The sequence below is a fragment of the Pseudomonas rustica genome (genome assembly GCF_018336155.1).
GTDB lineage: Bacteria > Pseudomonadota > Gammaproteobacteria > Pseudomonadales > Pseudomonadaceae > Aquipseudomonas > Aquipseudomonas rustica.
This window is the reverse complement of record NZ_JAGYHF010000004.1, coordinates 138,346-154,217: the sequence shown is the minus strand read 5'-3', so window position 1 is coordinate 154,217 and position 15,872 is coordinate 138,346. Positions and strand designations below refer to the sequence as shown.

The 15,872-nt window shown below is 60.2% G+C and carries 13 protein-coding genes; 6 read left to right on the top strand and 7 right to left on the bottom strand.

Translation table 11 applies throughout. The features are described 5' to 3' along the window. Window positions 1-88: 88 nt before the first annotated feature. Genes KFS80_RS08625 through KFS80_RS08615 form a run of 3 tightly spaced genes read left to right on the top strand, consistent with a single transcriptional unit; the run spans window position 89 to window position 1,832 of the window. Window positions 89-775 carry a CsgG/HfaB family protein gene (locus tag KFS80_RS08625; protein WP_172680119.1) on the top strand — a complete coding sequence of 229 codons (687 nt, stop codon included), beginning with the start codon at window positions 89-91 and terminating at the stop codon, window positions 773-775. Window positions 776-807: 32 nt separating this feature from the next. Next, window positions 808-1,176 (top strand): DUF4810 domain-containing protein, encoded by a 369-nt coding sequence (locus KFS80_RS08620; protein ID WP_053120904.1) that lies wholly within the window; start codon window positions 808-810, stop codon window positions 1,174-1,176. Then, on the top strand, window positions 1,173-1,832 hold the full coding sequence (locus tag KFS80_RS08615; protein WP_212544533.1) for a DUF799 domain-containing protein: 660 nt from the start codon (window positions 1,173-1,175) through the stop codon (window positions 1,830-1,832). The genes KFS80_RS08620 and KFS80_RS08615 overlap by 4 nt, the downstream gene beginning before the upstream one ends. A 192-nt stretch (window positions 1,833-2,024) precedes the next feature. Here the strand turns inward: KFS80_RS08615 and KFS80_RS08610 are convergent, their stop codons facing one another. The 7 genes from KFS80_RS08610 to KFS80_RS08580 form a co-directional block, all read right to left on the bottom strand. Next, window positions 2,025-2,687 carry a flavin reductase family protein gene (locus KFS80_RS08610; protein ID WP_053120900.1) on the bottom strand — a complete coding sequence of 221 codons (663 nt, stop codon included), beginning with the start codon at window positions 2,685-2,687 and terminating at the stop codon, window positions 2,025-2,027. An 11-nt stretch (window positions 2,688-2,698) separates the two neighbouring features. Further along, the gene (locus tag KFS80_RS08605; protein WP_212544532.1) at window positions 2,699-4,186 is read right to left on the bottom strand and encodes an amidohydrolase family protein; all 1,488 of its coding nucleotides are present in this window, start codon (window positions 4,184-4,186) and stop codon (window positions 2,699-2,701) included. Continuing rightward, on the bottom strand, window positions 4,183-5,379 hold the full coding sequence (locus KFS80_RS08600; protein ID WP_212544531.1) for an amidohydrolase family protein: 1,197 nt from the start codon (window positions 5,377-5,379) through the stop codon (window positions 4,183-4,185). The genes KFS80_RS08605 and KFS80_RS08600 overlap by 4 nt, the downstream gene beginning before the upstream one ends. A gap of 152 nt (window positions 5,380-5,531) precedes the next feature. After that, complete coding sequence (locus tag KFS80_RS08595; protein ID WP_212544530.1) at window positions 5,532-6,584, bottom strand: extracellular solute-binding protein; 1,053 nt, start codon at window positions 6,582-6,584, stop codon at window positions 5,532-5,534. A gap of 18 nt (window positions 6,585-6,602) precedes the next feature. Next, complete coding sequence (locus KFS80_RS08590) at window positions 6,603-7,391, bottom strand: ABC transporter permease (RefSeq protein ID WP_053120891.1); 789 nt, start codon at window positions 7,389-7,391, stop codon at window positions 6,603-6,605. After that, entirely contained in the window at window positions 7,388-8,305 is a 918-nt protein-coding gene (locus KFS80_RS08585) for an ABC transporter permease (RefSeq protein ID WP_212544529.1), read from the bottom strand. The genes KFS80_RS08590 and KFS80_RS08585 overlap by 4 nt, the downstream gene beginning before the upstream one ends. A gap of 1 nt (window position 8,306) precedes the next feature. Continuing rightward, a complete protein-coding gene (locus tag KFS80_RS08580) occupies window positions 8,307-9,392 on the bottom strand; it encodes an ABC transporter ATP-binding protein (RefSeq protein ID WP_053120888.1) in 1,086 nt (361 codons plus the stop codon). Window positions 9,393-9,532: 140 nt separating this feature from the next. On the opposite strand from KFS80_RS08580, the gene KFS80_RS08575 reads away from it, so the two are divergent. The 3 genes from KFS80_RS08575 to KFS80_RS08565 all read left to right on the top strand — a co-directional run bounded on the left by KFS80_RS08575 (window position 9,533) and on the right by KFS80_RS08565 (window position 15,339). Then, window positions 9,533-10,222, top strand: coding sequence for a GntR family transcriptional regulator (locus KFS80_RS08575; RefSeq protein WP_053120886.1), 690 nt, complete (start codon window positions 9,533-9,535; stop codon window positions 10,220-10,222). A gap of 134 nt (window positions 10,223-10,356) precedes the next feature. Beyond that, window positions 10,357-12,468 carry a hybrid sensor histidine kinase/response regulator gene (locus tag KFS80_RS08570; protein WP_212544528.1) on the top strand — a complete coding sequence of 704 codons (2,112 nt, stop codon included), beginning with the start codon at window positions 10,357-10,359 and terminating at the stop codon, window positions 12,466-12,468. Window positions 12,469-12,705: 237 nt separating this feature from the next. Next, complete coding sequence (locus tag KFS80_RS08565) at window positions 12,706-15,339, top strand: excinuclease ABC subunit UvrA (protein WP_212544527.1); 2,634 nt, start codon at window positions 12,706-12,708, stop codon at window positions 15,337-15,339. Window positions 15,340-15,872 lie beyond the last annotated feature (533 nt).

Sequence of the window (15,872 nt, the reverse complement as noted above, 5' to 3'; positions counted from 1 at the left end):
CTTTGTCATAATGCCGCCCCTTTTCAGCTCCCACCCCACGTCGCCGTGCCGGGACACACCGTTTTTCAAGAAGGAATACTCAGTGAGAATGATCTCCCGGATGTTGGTCTCAGGCGTTGCCATTGCCGTGCTCGGCACGTTGGCCGGTACCCTTGCCGGTTGCGCTACCGAAAGCTCGCGCGCGTTGCCAGTGGCCAAGGTTGAAAGCGCCTCTCAAGTCTGGACTGGCGTACGTGTGCCGATGGCCGTGGGCAAGTTCGACAACCGCTCCAGCTACATGCGCGGGATCTTCTCTGATGGCGTCGATCGTCTCGGCGGCCAGGCCAAAACCATCCTGATCACCCACTTGCAGCAGACCAACCGCTTCAGCGTGCTGGATCGCGACAACATGGGCGAGATCCAGCAGGAAGCGGCGATCAAGGGCCAGGCCCAGCGCTTGAAGGGTGCTGATTACGTGGTCACCGGTGACGTTACCGAGTTCGGCCGCAAAGAGATCGGCGATCACCAGTTGTTCGGCATTCTTGGCCGTGGCAAAACCCAGATCGCGTACGCCAAGGTCAACCTGAACATCGTCAACATCAGCACTTCCGAAGTGGTGTATTCGACGCAAGGCGCTGGCGAGTATGCCTTGTCCAACCGCGAAATCGTCGGCTTCGGTGGCACCGCGGCTTACGACTCCACCCTCAACGGCAAAGTACTGGATCTGGCTATGCGCGAGGCGATCAATCGTCTGGTCGATGGCATGAACGCCGGTGCCTGGAAGCCGGGCAACTGATCGACGCCCATTCATTGCAAGGAGCAACACCCATGAATTCGACGTTGTCGCGCTCGCTGATGGCGCTGACGCTGGCCGCCAGTGCCTTGCTGGCCGGTTGTGCCGGCCCGAAAACCCTGTACCAGTGGGAAGATTACCAACCGCAGGTCTACGAATACTTCAAAGGCGAAGAGCCGAAAGAAGCGCAGGCCGAAGTGCTGGAACGTGACCTGCAAAAGATCCGCTCTACCGGCAAAGCCGTGCCGCCGGGTTACCACGCCCACCTTGGCTTGCTCTATTTGAGCATGGGCAAGGACGATCAGATGGTGCAGCAGTTCAACACCGAGAAAGCGCTGTTCCCCGAGTCCGGCCCGTACATGGATTTTCTGCTTAAAAACGCCAAGACCGGAGACGCCAAATGATCTCGCGTACCCTGAAGTTACTCGCCGCTGGTTTGGCCCTGACCGTACTCGGCGGCTGCGTAGCGCCAAAAACCGTCGACTATTCGGCGTACAAACAGGCACGCCCGAAGACCATTCTGGTGCTGCCGCCGCTGAACACTTCGCCGGATGTGAAGGCCTCTTACAGTCTACTGTCGCAAGTGACGTTCCCGCTGGCCGAGGCCGGTTATTACGTGTTGCCGATCGCGCTGGTGGATGAAACTTTCCGCCAGAACGGCCTGACCACCCCGGACGATATCCATCAGGCCCCGCCGAACAAACTGAAGGCAATCTTCGGTGCGGACGCGGCGCTGTATATCACCGTGACCGAGTACGGCACGCGTTATCTGGTGATCAGCAGTGAAACCGCCGTGACCGCGACGGCGAAACTGGTGGATCTGAAAAGCGGCACCACGCTGTGGACCGGTTCGGCGCGGGCGTCGAGCGAAGAGGGTGGCAACAACGGTGGCGGCGGTTTGATCGGCATGCTGATCACCGCAGCGGTGAAGCAGATCATCAACAGTTCGACCGATGCCGGTTACCCGATTGCCGGTGTGGCGAGCAATCGCCTGCTCTCGGCCGGTCAGCACGCAGGCCTGCTATACGGCCCGCGTTCGCCGAAATACGGCACTGACTGAAAGATCAAAAGATCGCAGCCTGCGGCAGCTCCTACAGGGGGAATGCATTGATCGTTCCCACGCTCTGCGTGGGAACGCATCCCGTGACGCTCCGCGTCACAGTGGACGCAGAGCGTCCATGGCGGCATTCCCACGCGGAGCGTAGGAACGATCAGTAGGAGCTGCCGAAGGCTGCGATCTTTTGCTGTTGGTTTATTTGGCGGCTGGCCAAAACCGTTCGCCACCGCCCGGTGCTTCCGTCCACGCTTGCAACGAGCGAGTCGGCAGGTCGAAATAATCACGGGTGCGCGCATAACCATGGCCGCCCATACGCCCAATCGCATCCAGCCCCAATTGATCGATGTACAAGGTTTTCGGATCGATCAGCTCATCGCGCACATGCGCCATCAACACTTCACCGAAAATGATCTCCCGCGACTGACCGATGTTCAGCGCCATCATCCGTCGGCACTCCAGCGCCACCGGCGCCTCACCAATGCGTGGGCATTTTACCGTGGTGCCAGGAATCGCCGTCAGACCCGCCGCCGTCAACTCATCGAAACCCGGAGCAAACGGCACGGCACACACGTTCATGGCCTCCACCAACGCGTCGCTGACGATGTTCACGGTGAATTCCTGATTCAGCTGAATATTGCGCGTGGTGTCTTTCGGGCTCTGATCGCCATAGTTCTCCACGCCCAGCGCCAGAATCGGCGGATCCGCCGACAGTGCATTGAAGAAGCTGAACGGCGCGGCATTGATCCGGCCCTCGCCATCGATGGTGGTCACCAGCGCAATCGGCCGAGGCACGACGCTGCCAATGAGAATCTTGTATTTTTCCCGTGGGCTGAGCTGGCTGAAATCGAAACTGTGCATGGACAAAACCTCTAGGAAAGTGGATCGATGGCGCTCAATGGCGCGTCGGCGCTGTAGTCATCGGCGAAAGGAATGGACGGCTGGAACAGGGTTTTCCAGTCCGGCCGGGTAAACGCGCGGTCGCTGTGGCTGCGCATGAGTTTTTCGTATTGAAGTTGGGCCTGACGTTGCAGGGCGGGGTAGTCGACGCCGGTGACCTGACCGTCGTGCATCACACAACGACCGTCGATGTAACTGGCGATGCAATCGTCGCCACGCCCGGCCAGCAGCAGGTTTTTCAAAGGGTCGAACAATGGCCCCAGATGAAGGCCGCGCAAGCTGAATACGGTGATGTCGGCTTTGGCGCCGGGGGCCAGTCGACCGAGGTCATCGCGGCCCAGCGCCCGTGCGCCACCGAGGGTCGCGGCGTTGTACAGATCGAGGCTGCTGGTCAACGCCGAGCCGCGCTCCATCAGCCGCGCGATGTTCAAGCCGTGGCGCATGTTTTCCAGCAGATCCGCCGGCCAGGTGTCAGTGCCGAGTGCGAAGTTGATGCCCTTGGCGCGGTAGCGACCGAATGAATTCAACGCCTCGCCATCGCGGGCAAACACCAACGGGCAATGCACCAGACTCGCGCCGCCGTCGATCAGCCGTTGCAAATCATCGTCGCCAGCGGTGTAGATGCCGTGCGGCAGCAGACTGCGCGGCGTGAGCAAGTCCAGTTGCTGCAACCACTCCAGCGGTGACGCGCCGCGCAATTGCTCAACCATCGCCACTTCGCTGAGCGCCTGACAGCAATGCAGACGCATCGGCGCATTCAGTTCGCGGCTCAGCGCGGCGGTGCGTTGCAGCAATGCGGGTGTGCAGGTCTGGATACGATCCGGCAGCAGCGCGCCACGAATCAAACCGTCATGGGCGCCGTCGAAATCCTTGAAAAAGCGTTCGGCCGCATCCAGTCCGGCCAGCCCGCGAGCTTCATCCCAGTGATGGGCGAGGGTACCGTCGGCCTGCCAGTAACTCATGCCGCTCATGTAGCAGGGGCCGAGGTAAGTGCGTAAACCCAGTTCACCGGCAACGTCTGCGACAGCGGCGAATTCGTCGTAGGTTTCCGCCCATTCGCGGTAGTACATCGAGGTGATCGGCATGGCCGTGGTGATGCCGTTGCGGATCAACTGGGTGAAGGCGTAGCGGTATTTGAAAACTTCTTCGTCGGCGCTGTATGTCTCACGCGGCCCGGCGGCCAGATACTCGGATGACCACATGCGGCCCATGGCGCGTTCGTCGCCGTTGTCCAGCGTCAACACCGTGGAGTCGAGATCGCCCAGCGCGTCGAGATCAATGAAGCCAGGGCCGATCAGCGCATTGCCGTAATCGATCCACTGATCCACCGCCCCGGCATAACCGCGCCCGACGAATTCGATACGGGACCCCGAAAACACCACTTCACCGTCGCGCCACAGCACATGCTGCGCGCCGTCGAAACCGACCACGCAACTGGCCTTGAGACCGATGCGTTTCACAGACGGCTGCTCAGCAAACGGCCACCTTCGGCGATCAACGTGCCACCGCGATAGACCTGACGCAACGGCCGCGCCACGACCGCCTCGCCCAGCGTCTCAACCGGCATCAGCAAGAAGTCCGCACGCTGACCAATTGCAAAACCGTAATCCTCGATACCCAGCGCCCGCGCACCATTTACCGTGGCCGCCTCGAACGCCGCCGCCAGCTCATCGTCCTTGCCCAAATCAAAGCGAAACGCCAACAACATCGCCCGTTCGAGCATGTCGCCATTGCCCATCGGCGACCATGCATCGCGAATGCCGTCGGAACCCAGGCAGACATTGACGCCGGCCTCGCGCAACGCGAGAAACGGCGGCACAGCGGTGTCGGCCGGCGCCGAACTCATCAGCGAAATCCCCAGCGCCGCCAAGCGCTCGGCGACCGGTTTCACCTGGCTCCACGGCAGCATGCCGAGGCAGTAGGCGTGGCTGATCATCACCCGGTTTTGCAGGTTGAAACGCTCGGTGTAATCAGCGATCAGCGCGATTTGCCACTGGCCCAGCTCACCTTTGTCGTGCAGGTGAATATCGACGCCACGACCAAATTCAGCCGCGAGTTTGAAAACGAAATCGAGCTGCGCGATCGGATCGTTGTCGATGCCGCACGGGTCGAGCCCACCGACGTTTTCCACGCCCAGCGCCATTGCTTCACGCATCAATTCGGCGGTACCGGGGCGGCTGATCAAACCGGTTTGCGGGAACACCACCAGTTGCAGGTCGATCAGGTCTTTGTAGCGTTCGCGCAATTGCTGCATGGCTTCGACGTGACGCAGACCGAATTCCGGGTCGATGTCGACGTGGCAGCGCATGGTCAGCGAACCACGGGCGATGCAGTTTTCCAGCAGGGCACCGGCGCGTTCGGCGATCGGCGCGGTGACTTCACGGAGGATGCGGCGCTCGTTGCTGATGTAGTCCTTGAGCGTCGGCCCGGCGCTGTTTGGGCGCCAGGGTTGGCCGTAGAGGGTTTTGTCGAGGTGGACGTGGCTTTCGACCAATGCGCTGGTGAGCAGTTGATTGTGGCCGTCGATGTCGCTGGCGGACAGCGGCGAATTGCTGGCCGGACGGCGCTGAGTGAAGCGGCCGTTTTCGATGAGCAGGTCTTCGGCGGCGGCGCCGTAGGGGCGCACGTTGCGTAGCCAGTGTGGCTGGGTCATACAAACCTCGTTCAGGTCTTTGAATATTGTGTTGGCCGGGCGGGCCTCTTCGCGAGCAAGCTCGGCTCCTACAAGGGCTATGTGTGATCCCCCATTCCTTGTAGGAGCAAAGCTTGCTCGCGAAGGCCGCGCCTCGGTTTCAGATCGAGCAATCAGCCTTTAAGCTTCGACCAAATCCGATCCTGCAGCTCCCGCGCTTTGTTGCTGCATTCCTTCTCCGGCCGCAGACGCGAGGCGTACTCCTCCGGCATGTTGATCGCATCCATCACCTTCCACTTCGGATCAAGCAACGAATCGCTCTGTATCCCGTTGGCGTAAGCAATGGCGTTCGACACGGCAGCGGCGTTCTCCGGCTTCATCATCCAGTCGATAAAAATCTTCGCGTTGCCCGGATGCGGGGCGCTTTTCGGCACGGCGAAGTTGTCCTGGAACATCGCCACGCCTTCACGCGGATAGACGTACTTGATCGTGCTCTTCTGCAAGGTCGCCCGCGCGGTCGAGCCGTTCCAGTTCTGCATCATGATCACCTCGCCCGAGGCCATGCGGTCGACGGTGTTGTCGGAGCTGTACATCTTCAAAAACGGCTTCTGCTTTTGCAGCAATTCCAGAATGCGTTTGGCGTCCTGCGGGTTTTCGCTGCATTCGTCGACGTTCAGGTAATGGCTGGCGGCGTTGATCACGCTGCTCGATGTGTCCAGCGCGGCGAGTTGGCCTTGCAGCTCTTTGCGCGGTTCGAAGAACTCTTTCCACGAGTCATCCAGTTTGCCGCCCGGCACCCGCGCGCTGTCGTAGGAGAAGCCGGTGGTGCCCCACAAATACGGCGCCGAGAACTTGCGCCCCGGATCGAAACTCGGATCGCGGAACGGTCCTTTGACGTACTGAAAATTGCTCAGGGTCGGCGTGTCGATTTCCATCAACAGATCCTGCTTGATCAACGTCTGCATGATCGACTGCGACGGCACGATCACGTCATACGCGGCGCCACCGGCCTGCAATTTCGCGAGCAAAGTTTCGTTGCTGTCGTAACCGTCCATGGTCACCTTGATCCCGGTTTCCTTCTCGAACTTGGCCAACAATTCGACCGGGTAGTAATCGGTCCAGTTGTAGAAAAACAGCTCTTTCGGTTCGGCGGCGTGGGCGCTGAACGCGGTGAAACAACTCAGGGCAAGACCGGACATTGCCAACCGCATGCTTTTGATTTTCATGAACAGAGCGCTCCAGATTTATTGTTGTTTACCGCGTTGGCCCAGCCAAAAGGCCAGCACCACCAGGACGATGGAAATCAGCAGCATCAGCGTCGAAATCGCGTTGATTTCCGGGGTCACGCCAGCCTTGATCGCCGAGAAGATGTACACCGGCAACGTCGTCGAACCCGGGCCGGCGACGAAGAAGGTCATGATGAAATCGTCGAGGCTGACCACGAACGCCAGCACCGCACCGGACAACACCGCCGGCCACAGCAGCGGCAAGGTCACGCGGCGAAACACCTGCCACGGATTGGCGTACAGATCGTTCGCCGCTTCCAGCAGGCTCTTGTCCAGATCGTTGAGCCGCGCACGGATCGGCAGGTACGCGAAGGGGATGCAGAAGCCGATGTGCGCGACGATCACCGTGAGCAAACCGAGCTTGATGCCGAGTGCCATAAACAGCAGCAACGTCGCCACCGCTGTGACGATTTCCGGCAGGATCAGCGGCAGGTTGATGCCGCCCTCGACCATTTTCTGCCCGTAGAACGGTCGGTACGTGGCCAGCGCCGCGAGCAGTGCAATCGCCGTGGCGCAGACCGTGGCGATGGTGGCGACGATGATCGAATTCAGCGCCGCCGTCTGAATCGACGGGTTGGCCAGAATTCGCCCGTACCAGGCAAAGGAAAACTCGGTCCACACCGTCGCCGAACGGTTGGCGTTGAAGCTGTAAGCGATCAACACGAAGATCGGCAGGTACAGATAGGCGAGGATCAGCAGGCTGATTTCGCGGGTGCCCGGGAGTTTTTTCAGGTGCAGGGAAATCATGCTTTCGCCCCCCGATTGATAGTCTTCGTCGCGCGGCGGCTGTACAGCGCATAGAGCACCAGCGACACCAGCAGAATCGCCAGCAACAGGAACGACAGCGAACTGCCCAGTGGCCAGTTGCGCGCGGTGCCGAACTGCTGCTGGATCAGGTTGCCGATCATCAGCGTCTTGCCGCCGCCGAGAATCGCCGGAGTGATGAACGCGCCGAGGCTCGGCACAAACACCAGCAACGCACCGGCGATCACACCGGGCATCGACAGCGGCAGAATGATCCGGCGCAACGCGTGCCAACGATTCGCCCCGAGGTCGTAAGCGGCTTCGACCAGACGCCAGTCGAGTTTTTCCAGCGTCGAATAGATCGGCAGAATCATGAACGGCAGGAAGCTGTAGACCAGACCGACACTCACCGCGAAATCGTTGTAGAGCAGGGTGATGCCGCCGGCGCTGGGGAACAGCGCGTTAAGGCTTTGCGCAACCCAACCGTGTTCGCGCAGGATGATCAGCCACGCGTAGTTGCGGATCAGCAGGTTAGTCCAGAACGGAATGGTGATGAGCAACACCATCAAATTGCGCCGGCGCGGGGTCAGGCTCGACATCCACAACGCCACCGGAAACCCGAACAGGAAACACAGCACGGTGGTGCCACCGGCCTGCAGCACCGAGCGCAGCAACGCTTGGGCATAGACCCAGTTCAGTTCCAGTTCACCGTCAAAACCTTCCTGAAAAAACAGCTGCACGTAGCTTTGCAGTTGCCATGGCGCTTGCCAGTCGACACCGCCGTAAGTATTGCGCGGTAGCAGGCTGATGTAGCCCATGATCCCCAGTGGAATGGCGATCAGGGCGAGCAGGGTCAACACCACCGGGCTGAGCAACAGCGCGCGGTTGAGGGCAGGGGAAGTGCTGCTGACACTCATCTCAGGCCTCCATCAACAGGCAGGCGTGCGGCGGCAGGTGCACGGCAACGCGTTCGCCAACTGCGCGGCCAGGATTCAAGCCCTCGTTGTTTTCGCGCAGCATGACTTTGATGTCGTTGTTCAGCCGGCACTGGTACAGCGTCGCCGTGCCGACATACAGCACAGCTTCAATGACCCCGCGCAGGTGATGAGGCTGGCTGGCGTCGACCAGTTGCGAGCGCTCCGGGCGAAACGCCAGTTGCACGCTGCTGCCGGCGAAGCTCTGTTGCTGACAGGGGATTTCGATTGGCATGCCGTTGGGCACGAAGAGTTTTTCGTTGTGTTCGCCGTGCTTGAGCTGGCCGGGCAAGAAGTTGATATCGCCGATAAACTGCGCGACGAAACGGTGTTTGGGGTGCTCGTAGATATCGGTCGGGGTGCCGATCTGCAGGATCTTGCCGGCCGACATCACCGCAATGCGATCGGACAAGGTCAGCGCTTCTTCCTGATCGTGGGTGACGAAAATGAAGGTGATCCCGGCTTCTTTCTGTACGCGCTTGAGTTCGACCTGCATTTCTTTGCGCAGCTTGAGGTCAAGCGCTGACAACGGCTCGTCGAGCAACAGCACTTTCGGTTTCGGCGCCAAGGCCCGTGCCAGAGCCACGCGCTGCTGTTGGCCACCGGACAATTCCGCGGGTTTGCGCCCGGCCAGATGCTCCATTTGCACCAGCGCGAGCATTTCGTTGACGCGATCCGGAATCAACTTGCGATCAAGACCCTGCATCTCGAGGCCGAAGGCGATATTCTGCGCCACACTCATGTGCGGAAACAGCGCGTAACTCTGGAACACCGTGTTGACCCGGCGCTTGAATGGCGGCAGATCGTTGACCGGTTCACCGGCCAAACGAATCTCGCCTTCACTGACGTGCTCGAAGCCGGCGATGGTGCGCAGCAGGGTGGTTTTGCCGCAGCCCGAAGGGCCAAGCAGGGTAAAGAATTCGTTGTCGGCGATGTTCACCGAAACATTGTCGAGGGCCGGCGCGAGGCCTGGATCATCGGAATACCGTTTTGAGACGTTGCGCACTTCAATTGCTATTGGTTGACCCATATTGGTGCAATCCTCTATTTATTGTATGCAATATCTGAATGCAATTTAGAAATACCCGGATTAATCTGCGTGTGCAACCCCCTTTTTCTTTGGCCAGCGATCGCCAGGGGTTGGTTGCCCGACGCTAAAGGAGTGTTTGAATGACCGAGAAGAAACTGGAAACCACGGTCGACCGCGTCTACCAAGGGGTTTACGAGGCGATCAGCAAGCGCTCGTTGCGCCCGGGGATGAAGCTGGGCGAGGCCTCATTGGCCGATTTATTCAATGTCAGCCGCACGTCGGTTCGCGCGGCATTGAAGCAATTGGAGGCCGACGGCCTGGTTACCACCGAGCCCAACAAAGGGGCGTCGGTTTCATTGCCGAGCAATGAAGAGATCCGTTCGCTGTTCGAAACCCGCCGTCTGATCGAGATCGGCATCGTCACTGAACTGTGCCGACGCAAGGACAGCGCGGCGATGCAGGACTTGCGTGAACATTTATTGCTGGAAGACGAAGCACACGCTGCCGGTGACCACGAACGGTTGATTCATCTGCTCGGCGAGTTCCACATCAAACTGGCGCGCAGCCTCAACAACCCGGTGTTGCTCGACTGGTTCCAGAAGCTGATCTCGCGCGCCTCGCTGTATGCCGCCGCACTGGACGACGACAGCCATGAAGTGTGCCGCGATGACGAACACCTGCGCCTGATCGAATACATCGAGGCTGGCAATCAGAGCGCTGCCATCGAGCTGACCTGCATGCATTTGAACGGCATCGAAAAAGCCATTCTCGACGTCGCCGCGAAGATGAAAACTGGCTACCATCCGCTCAAGCACCTGATCGGAGTCTAGTCTCCGAGCGGGGACGAAATCGGCTATACCTCTTATGAAACCAATACGACTGAAGACGCTCGAAACAGACGGGCGTCGCGTCGTTCTGGCGTCGCGATTTATCGGGCAACCACCACAGGACACCGAGTCAGTCGATGCAGTTTTTATCCGATAGCCACGGCTGTGATGGCTGGCAAGGCGAAATGGCCGAACGTATCCGCGCGTTCGACTGGAGCCACACTGAACTGGGCCCACTGAATACCTGGCCGGCGAGCCTGTGCAGCGCGGTGCAATTGATGCTGGCCTCGCCGCTGCCGATGGTCATGCTCTGGGGCCGTGCCGGCTACATGATCTACAACGACGCCTATTCGGAATTTGCCGGTGGTCGCCATCCGTATCTGCTCGGCTCCCCCGTGGAGTTGGGCTGGCCAGAAGTTGCCGATTTCAACCGCCATGTAGTCGACACGTGCCTGGCCGGCGGTACCTTGTCGTTTCGCAACAAGGCGCTGGTACTGCTGCGCGATGGTGTCCCCGAGGAGGTTTGGCTCGATCTCTATTACAGTCCCGTTTCCAATGATGCCGGAGCGCCTGCCGGGGTGATGGCAATGGTGGTGGAAACCACCGAGTTCGTGATTTCCGAAAGACTGCGTCAAGAGGCCGAAAACGCCTATCGCGCCGATAACGAACGCGTGCGTCTGGCATTGAATGCGGGGGCGTTGGTCGGTTCATTCGTGTGGGACGTGAAAAACAACCGACTGTCCGCGGATGAGCGTTTTGCCCGCACGTTCTCCTACCCGCCGGATCAGGATCTGAGCAATTTGTCTCAGGACGTTGCCGAGTCGCGCATCCACCCGGATGACTTCGACTGGGTGCAGGAACGAGTCACCCGGTGCGTGCAGACCGGCGAACCATACAACGCCGAATATCGGGTTCGTCGCGGCGACGGTAGCTATTTCTGGGTGCTGGCCAGCGGCGCTTGCCAGTTCAACGAGAACGGCGAACCGCTGCGCTTCCCCGGCGTACTGATCGACATTCATGAACGCAAAATCGCCGAAGAATCCCTGCTTAAATTCACCCGCAACCTCGAACAGCGCGTCGGCGCAGAAGTCGAGGCGCGGCTCGCGGCAGAAGAGCAATTGCGCCAGTCGCAGAAGCTTGAATCGATTGGCGGCCTCACTGGCGGCGTTGCCCACGACTTCAATAACCTGCTGCAAGTCATCGCCGGCAATCTGCATTTGCTCGCTCGGCATGAACCGGATAACGCCAACGTGCAGCGCCGCGTCAGTGCCTCGCTGGCAGCGGTGGAGCGCGGCGCCAAACTGTCTTCGCAATTGCTTGCGTTCGCCCGCCGGCAACCGTTGTCGCCGGCGGTGTGCAATCCGCAGCAGATCTTCGACGGCGTCGGCGAATTGCTCCAGCGCGCGCTGGGCGAAACCATTCAGATTGATGTGCAATTACCGGCAGAGCCGTGGCACATCAACGTCGACCGCAATCAACTGGAAAACGCCATTCTCAATCTGGCGATCAACGCCCGCGATGCGATGAAGGGCGAGGGCACCATTGGTTTGAGTGCCGCCAACGTTCGGCTCGACAGCGAGTTTTGCGCGGGTAAAGGCATCGTCCCCGGCGAGTTTGTGCGCGTGGCGGTGAGCGATACCGGCGCCGGTATTCCTGCGCAGATACTTGAGCAAGTGTTTGAACCGTTCTTCACCACCAAGGCTGACGGCCAAGGCACGGGGCTGGGTTTGAGCATGGTCTTTGGTTTCGTCAAACAGAGTGGCGGGCATGTCGAGATTGCCAGCCAGGTCGGCGAGGGCACGCGGGTGCAGTTGTACTTCCCGCGCAGCTTGCGCCCGGTTCGCGACGAGGCTCCGAGTGTGGAGAATCTGCAGGGCGGCGGGCACGAGACGATTCTGGTGGTCGAGGACAACGACGCCGTACGTGCCTCGGCGGTCGAGTTGCTGCGCGAGGAAGGCTATCGCGTATTGACGGCCGGTAACGGTGATGTGGCGATGCAGATGTTGCTGGAAGGGATCGAGGTGGATCTGATCTTTACCGACGTGGTCATGCCGGGGTTGATCAAGAGTTCGGATCTGGCGGCGTGGGCCAAAGTGCAGATACCGGCGGTGGCGGTGCTGTTCACCTCGGGGCACACCCGCGACATCATCTCGCGCAATCACCAGTTGAGCCCGGACACGCATTTGCTGAGCAAACCGTACAGCCCGGAAGCGATGTTGCAGATGATTCGTGCGGTGCTTAATGCCTGACTGGGACAGAACCTTGAGCCTACTCGAGCTCTGTAGGGAGTTACCTGTGGCGAGGGGATTTATCCCCGTTCGGCTGCGCAGCAGTCGTAAATCCTGAGAATGCGGTTCAACTGGAAAAATGCAGGGGAGCGCTTCGCACTCCAACGGGGATAAATCCCCTCGCCACAATGAACTCCGCAATCAATGAGGCCTCATTAGTCATAGACGTTTGTTCTGTTTTCCGATCAAGGCCCGCCAATGACTTCCAAGCGTAATTCGAAAGCGCCCGCCGGCATGGTTCGTGTGCGAGGCGCGCGTGAACACAACCTGAAGAACGTCGACATCGACATCCCCCGCGATGCGCTAGTGGTGTTCACCGGCGTGTCCGGCTCGGGCAAATCCTCGCTGGCATTCTCGACCTTGTACGCCGAAGCCCAGCGCCGCTACTTCGAATCCGTTGCACCCTACGCGAGAAGGCTGATCGATCAGGTCGGCGTGCCCGATGTCGATTCCATCGAGGGCCTGCCGCCCGCCGTGGCCCTGCAACAACAGCGCGGCACGCCGAGCACGCGGTCTTCAGTGGGCAGCGTGACCACATTGTCGAGCCTGATCCGCATGCTCTATTCGCGCGCCGGCAGTTACCCGCCGGGGCAGGCGATGCTGTACGCCGAAGACTTTTCGCCGAACACCCCGCAGGGTGCGTGCCCGGACTGCCATGGCCTCGGCCGGGTCTATGAAGTCACCGAAGCGTTGATGGTGCCCGATCCGAATCTGACCATCCGCCAGCGCGCCGTGGCCTCCTGGCCGCTGGCGTGGCAAGGGCAGAACCTGCGCGACATCCTCGTGACCATGGGCATCGACGTCGACATTCCGTGGAAGAAACTGCCGAAAAAGCAGCGCGACTGGATTCTCTTCACCGAGGAAACCCCGACCGTGCCGGTGTACGCCGGGCTGACCCCGGAAGAAACCCGCGTCGCCCTCAAGCGCAAAATGGAGCCGAGCTATCAAGGCACCTTCACCGGCGCGCGCCGCTACATCCTGCACACCTTCACCCACTCGCAAAGTGCGCTGATGAAGAAGCGTGTTTCGCAATTCATGCTCGGCAGTCCTTGCCCGTTATGTGACGGCAAACGCCTCAAGCGTGAAGCGTTGTCGGTGACTTTTGCCGGGTACGACATTGGTGAGTTGTCGCAGATGCCGTTGCTGCAAGTGGCGCAAGTGTTGAAGCCTGTGGCGGCGCAGAGTTATCTGCAGCATGCCGAAGAAACCGGCGAAACCCTGAGCCATGCGCAAACCCGCGAGGCTCGTCAGCAAAGGGTGGCCCACGGCGGCAGTGGTCACGCGAGTGCGCCGGACGTGCGACACACGCCGAACCTGTCGCTGGAGAAGCGTCTGGCGGCGCAGCGCATTGCCGAGGATCTACTGGAGCGGGTCAGCACCCTGACCGATCTAGGTCTCGGTTATCTGGCGCTGGAGCGCAGCACGCCGACGTTGTCGTCCGGTGAGCTGCAACGCTTGCGCCTGGCGACGCAACTGGGCTCGCAGTTGTTCGGCGTGATCTATGTGCTCGATGAACCTTCTGCCGGTTTGCATCCAGCGGATGGCGAGGCGTTGTTCGAGGCTTTGCAGCGGCTGAAGGCGGACGGCAACACGCTGTTCGTGGTCGAGCATGATCTGGAAACCATGCGCCGCGCTGACTGGTTGATCGACGTAGGCCCGGCGGCGGGCGAGAAGGGCGGGCAGGTGTTGTTCAGCGGCCCTCCAGCGGGATTGGCCGATATTAAAGAGTCGCAAACCCGCGCTTATCTGTTTGCTGAAACCCAGCGGCAAACCCGCGCCGCGCGCAAGCCGACGGCGTGGCTGAAACTTGATGGCATCACCCGCAATAACCTCAACAACCTCAGTGCTGAATTTCCCTTGGGCTGTTTTACCTCGGTCACCGGTGTCTCCGGCTCGGGCAAGTCGAGTCTGGTCAGTCAGGCATTGCTCGAACTGGTCGGCGCGCAACTGGGGCGGCCGACGGTTGAAAGCGAAGCGGAAGAAATTAGCCTCGAAGACGATGCGCCGCAGGTCAGCAGCGGCCAGGTCACGGCTGGACTGGAGTCGATCAAACGGCTGGTACAAGTTGATCAGAAACCCATCGGCCGCACACCGCGCTCCAATCTGGCGACCTACACCGGCCTGTTCGACAACGTGCGCAAGCTGTTCGCCGCCACCCCCGAGGCGCGCGCGGCGGGGTACGACGCCGGGCAGTTTTCCTTCAACGTCGCCAAGGGCCGTTGCGCCACGTGCGAGGGTGAAGGCTTTGTCAGTGTGGAATTGTTGTTTATGCCCAGCGTGTATGCGCCGTGCCCGACCTGTCATGGCGCGCGTTACAACCCGCAGACGCTGGCGGTGCTGTGGGAGGGCTTGAGCATCGCGCAGGTGCTGCAATTGACGGTCGATGAGGCGGTGACGGTGTTCACCGGGCAGCCAGGGATTCGTCGTTCTTTGGAGGTGCTGCGCGATATCGGCCTCGGATATTTGCGCCTTGGGCAACCGGCCACAGAGTTGTCCGGCGGTGAAGCGCAGCGGATCAAACTGGCCACCGAGTTGCAACGCAATCAACGCGGCGCGACGTTGTATGTGCTGGATGAACCCACCACAGGGTTGCACCCGCGCGATGTTGACCGGTTGCTGGAGCAGCTCGATACGCTGGTGACGGCGGGTCATACGGTGATTGTGGTCGAGCACGAAATGCGCGTGGTCGCGCAGAGTGACTGGGTGATCGACATCGGCCCGGGTGCGGGCGATCAGGGCGGCAGGATTGTGGTGGCGGGCACGCCGCAGAAGGTTGCGGCGAGCAAGAAGAGCAAGACTGCGCCGTTTTTGGCCCGCGCATTGAGCCGGTAAACACACATAACCCTGTGGGAGCGGGCTTGCTCGCGAATGCGGTGGATCAGTCGATAAATGAATTGACTGATCCACCGCTTTCGCGAGCAAGCCCGCTCCCACATTGGTTAGTGTTAAGCCCGCAAACTCAGCTACTCAGGCGCCGTCGAGGGTGCGGCGGACTTTGTCGGGCAGTTCGTTGATCTCCCACAGGTTTTGGCGTTGTATGCGGAATATCTGTCCACACAAAACAACTGTGGGAGCGAGCCTGCTCGCGAAAGCGGAGTGTCAGACGCCGAGGATGTAACTGATCTGACGCCTTCGCGAGCAGGCTCGCTCCCACATTGGTTATGTAAATGACACCAGTCCCTGTGGTAGCTGGCTTGCCAGCGATGGCGATCTGTCAGGCACCGTCGGGGGCGGTGTACCTTGTCGAGCAGTTCGCTGATCTCCCACAGGTTATGGCGTTGTATGCGGAATATCTGTCCACACAAAACAACTGTGGGAGCGAGCTTGCTCGCGAATGCGGTGGATCAGTCAATACAGCTATCGAC

Bases quoted from the DNA above. Each gene is read 5' to 3' on its own strand.
- KFS80_RS08625 (WP_172680119.1), top strand. From the start codon at position 89: ATGATCTCCCGGATGTTGGTCTCAGGCGTTGCCATTGCCGTGCTCGGC.
- KFS80_RS08620 (WP_053120904.1), top strand. From the start codon at position 808: ATGAATTCGACGTTGTCGCGCTCGCTGATGGCGCTGACGCTGGCCGCC.
- KFS80_RS08615 (WP_212544533.1), top strand. From the start codon at position 1,173: ATGATCTCGCGTACCCTGAAGTTACTCGCCGCTGGTTTGGCCCTGACC.
- KFS80_RS08610 (WP_053120900.1), bottom strand. From the start codon at position 2,687: ATGCACAGTTTCGATTTCAGCCAGCTCAGCCCACGGGAAAAATACAAG.
- KFS80_RS08600 (WP_212544531.1), bottom strand. From the start codon at position 5,379: ATGACCCAGCCACACTGGCTACGCAACGTGCGCCCCTACGGCGCCGCC.
- KFS80_RS08595 (WP_212544530.1), bottom strand. From the start codon at position 6,584: ATGAAAATCAAAAGCATGCGGTTGGCAATGTCCGGTCTTGCCCTGAGT.
- KFS80_RS08590 (WP_053120891.1), bottom strand. From the start codon at position 7,391: ATGATTTCCCTGCACCTGAAAAAACTCCCGGGCACCCGCGAAATCAGC.
- KFS80_RS08585 (WP_212544529.1), bottom strand. From the start codon at position 8,305: ATGAGTGTCAGCAGCACTTCCCCTGCCCTCAACCGCGCGCTGTTGCTC.
- KFS80_RS08580 (WP_053120888.1), bottom strand. From the start codon at position 9,392: ATGGGTCAACCAATAGCAATTGAAGTGCGCAACGTCTCAAAACGGTAT.
- KFS80_RS08575 (WP_053120886.1), top strand. From the start codon at position 9,533: ATGACCGAGAAGAAACTGGAAACCACGGTCGACCGCGTCTACCAAGGG.
- KFS80_RS08570 (WP_212544528.1), top strand. From the start codon at position 10,357: ATGCAGTTTTTATCCGATAGCCACGGCTGTGATGGCTGGCAAGGCGAA.
- KFS80_RS08565 (WP_212544527.1), top strand. From the start codon at position 12,706: ATGACTTCCAAGCGTAATTCGAAAGCGCCCGCCGGCATGGTTCGTGTG.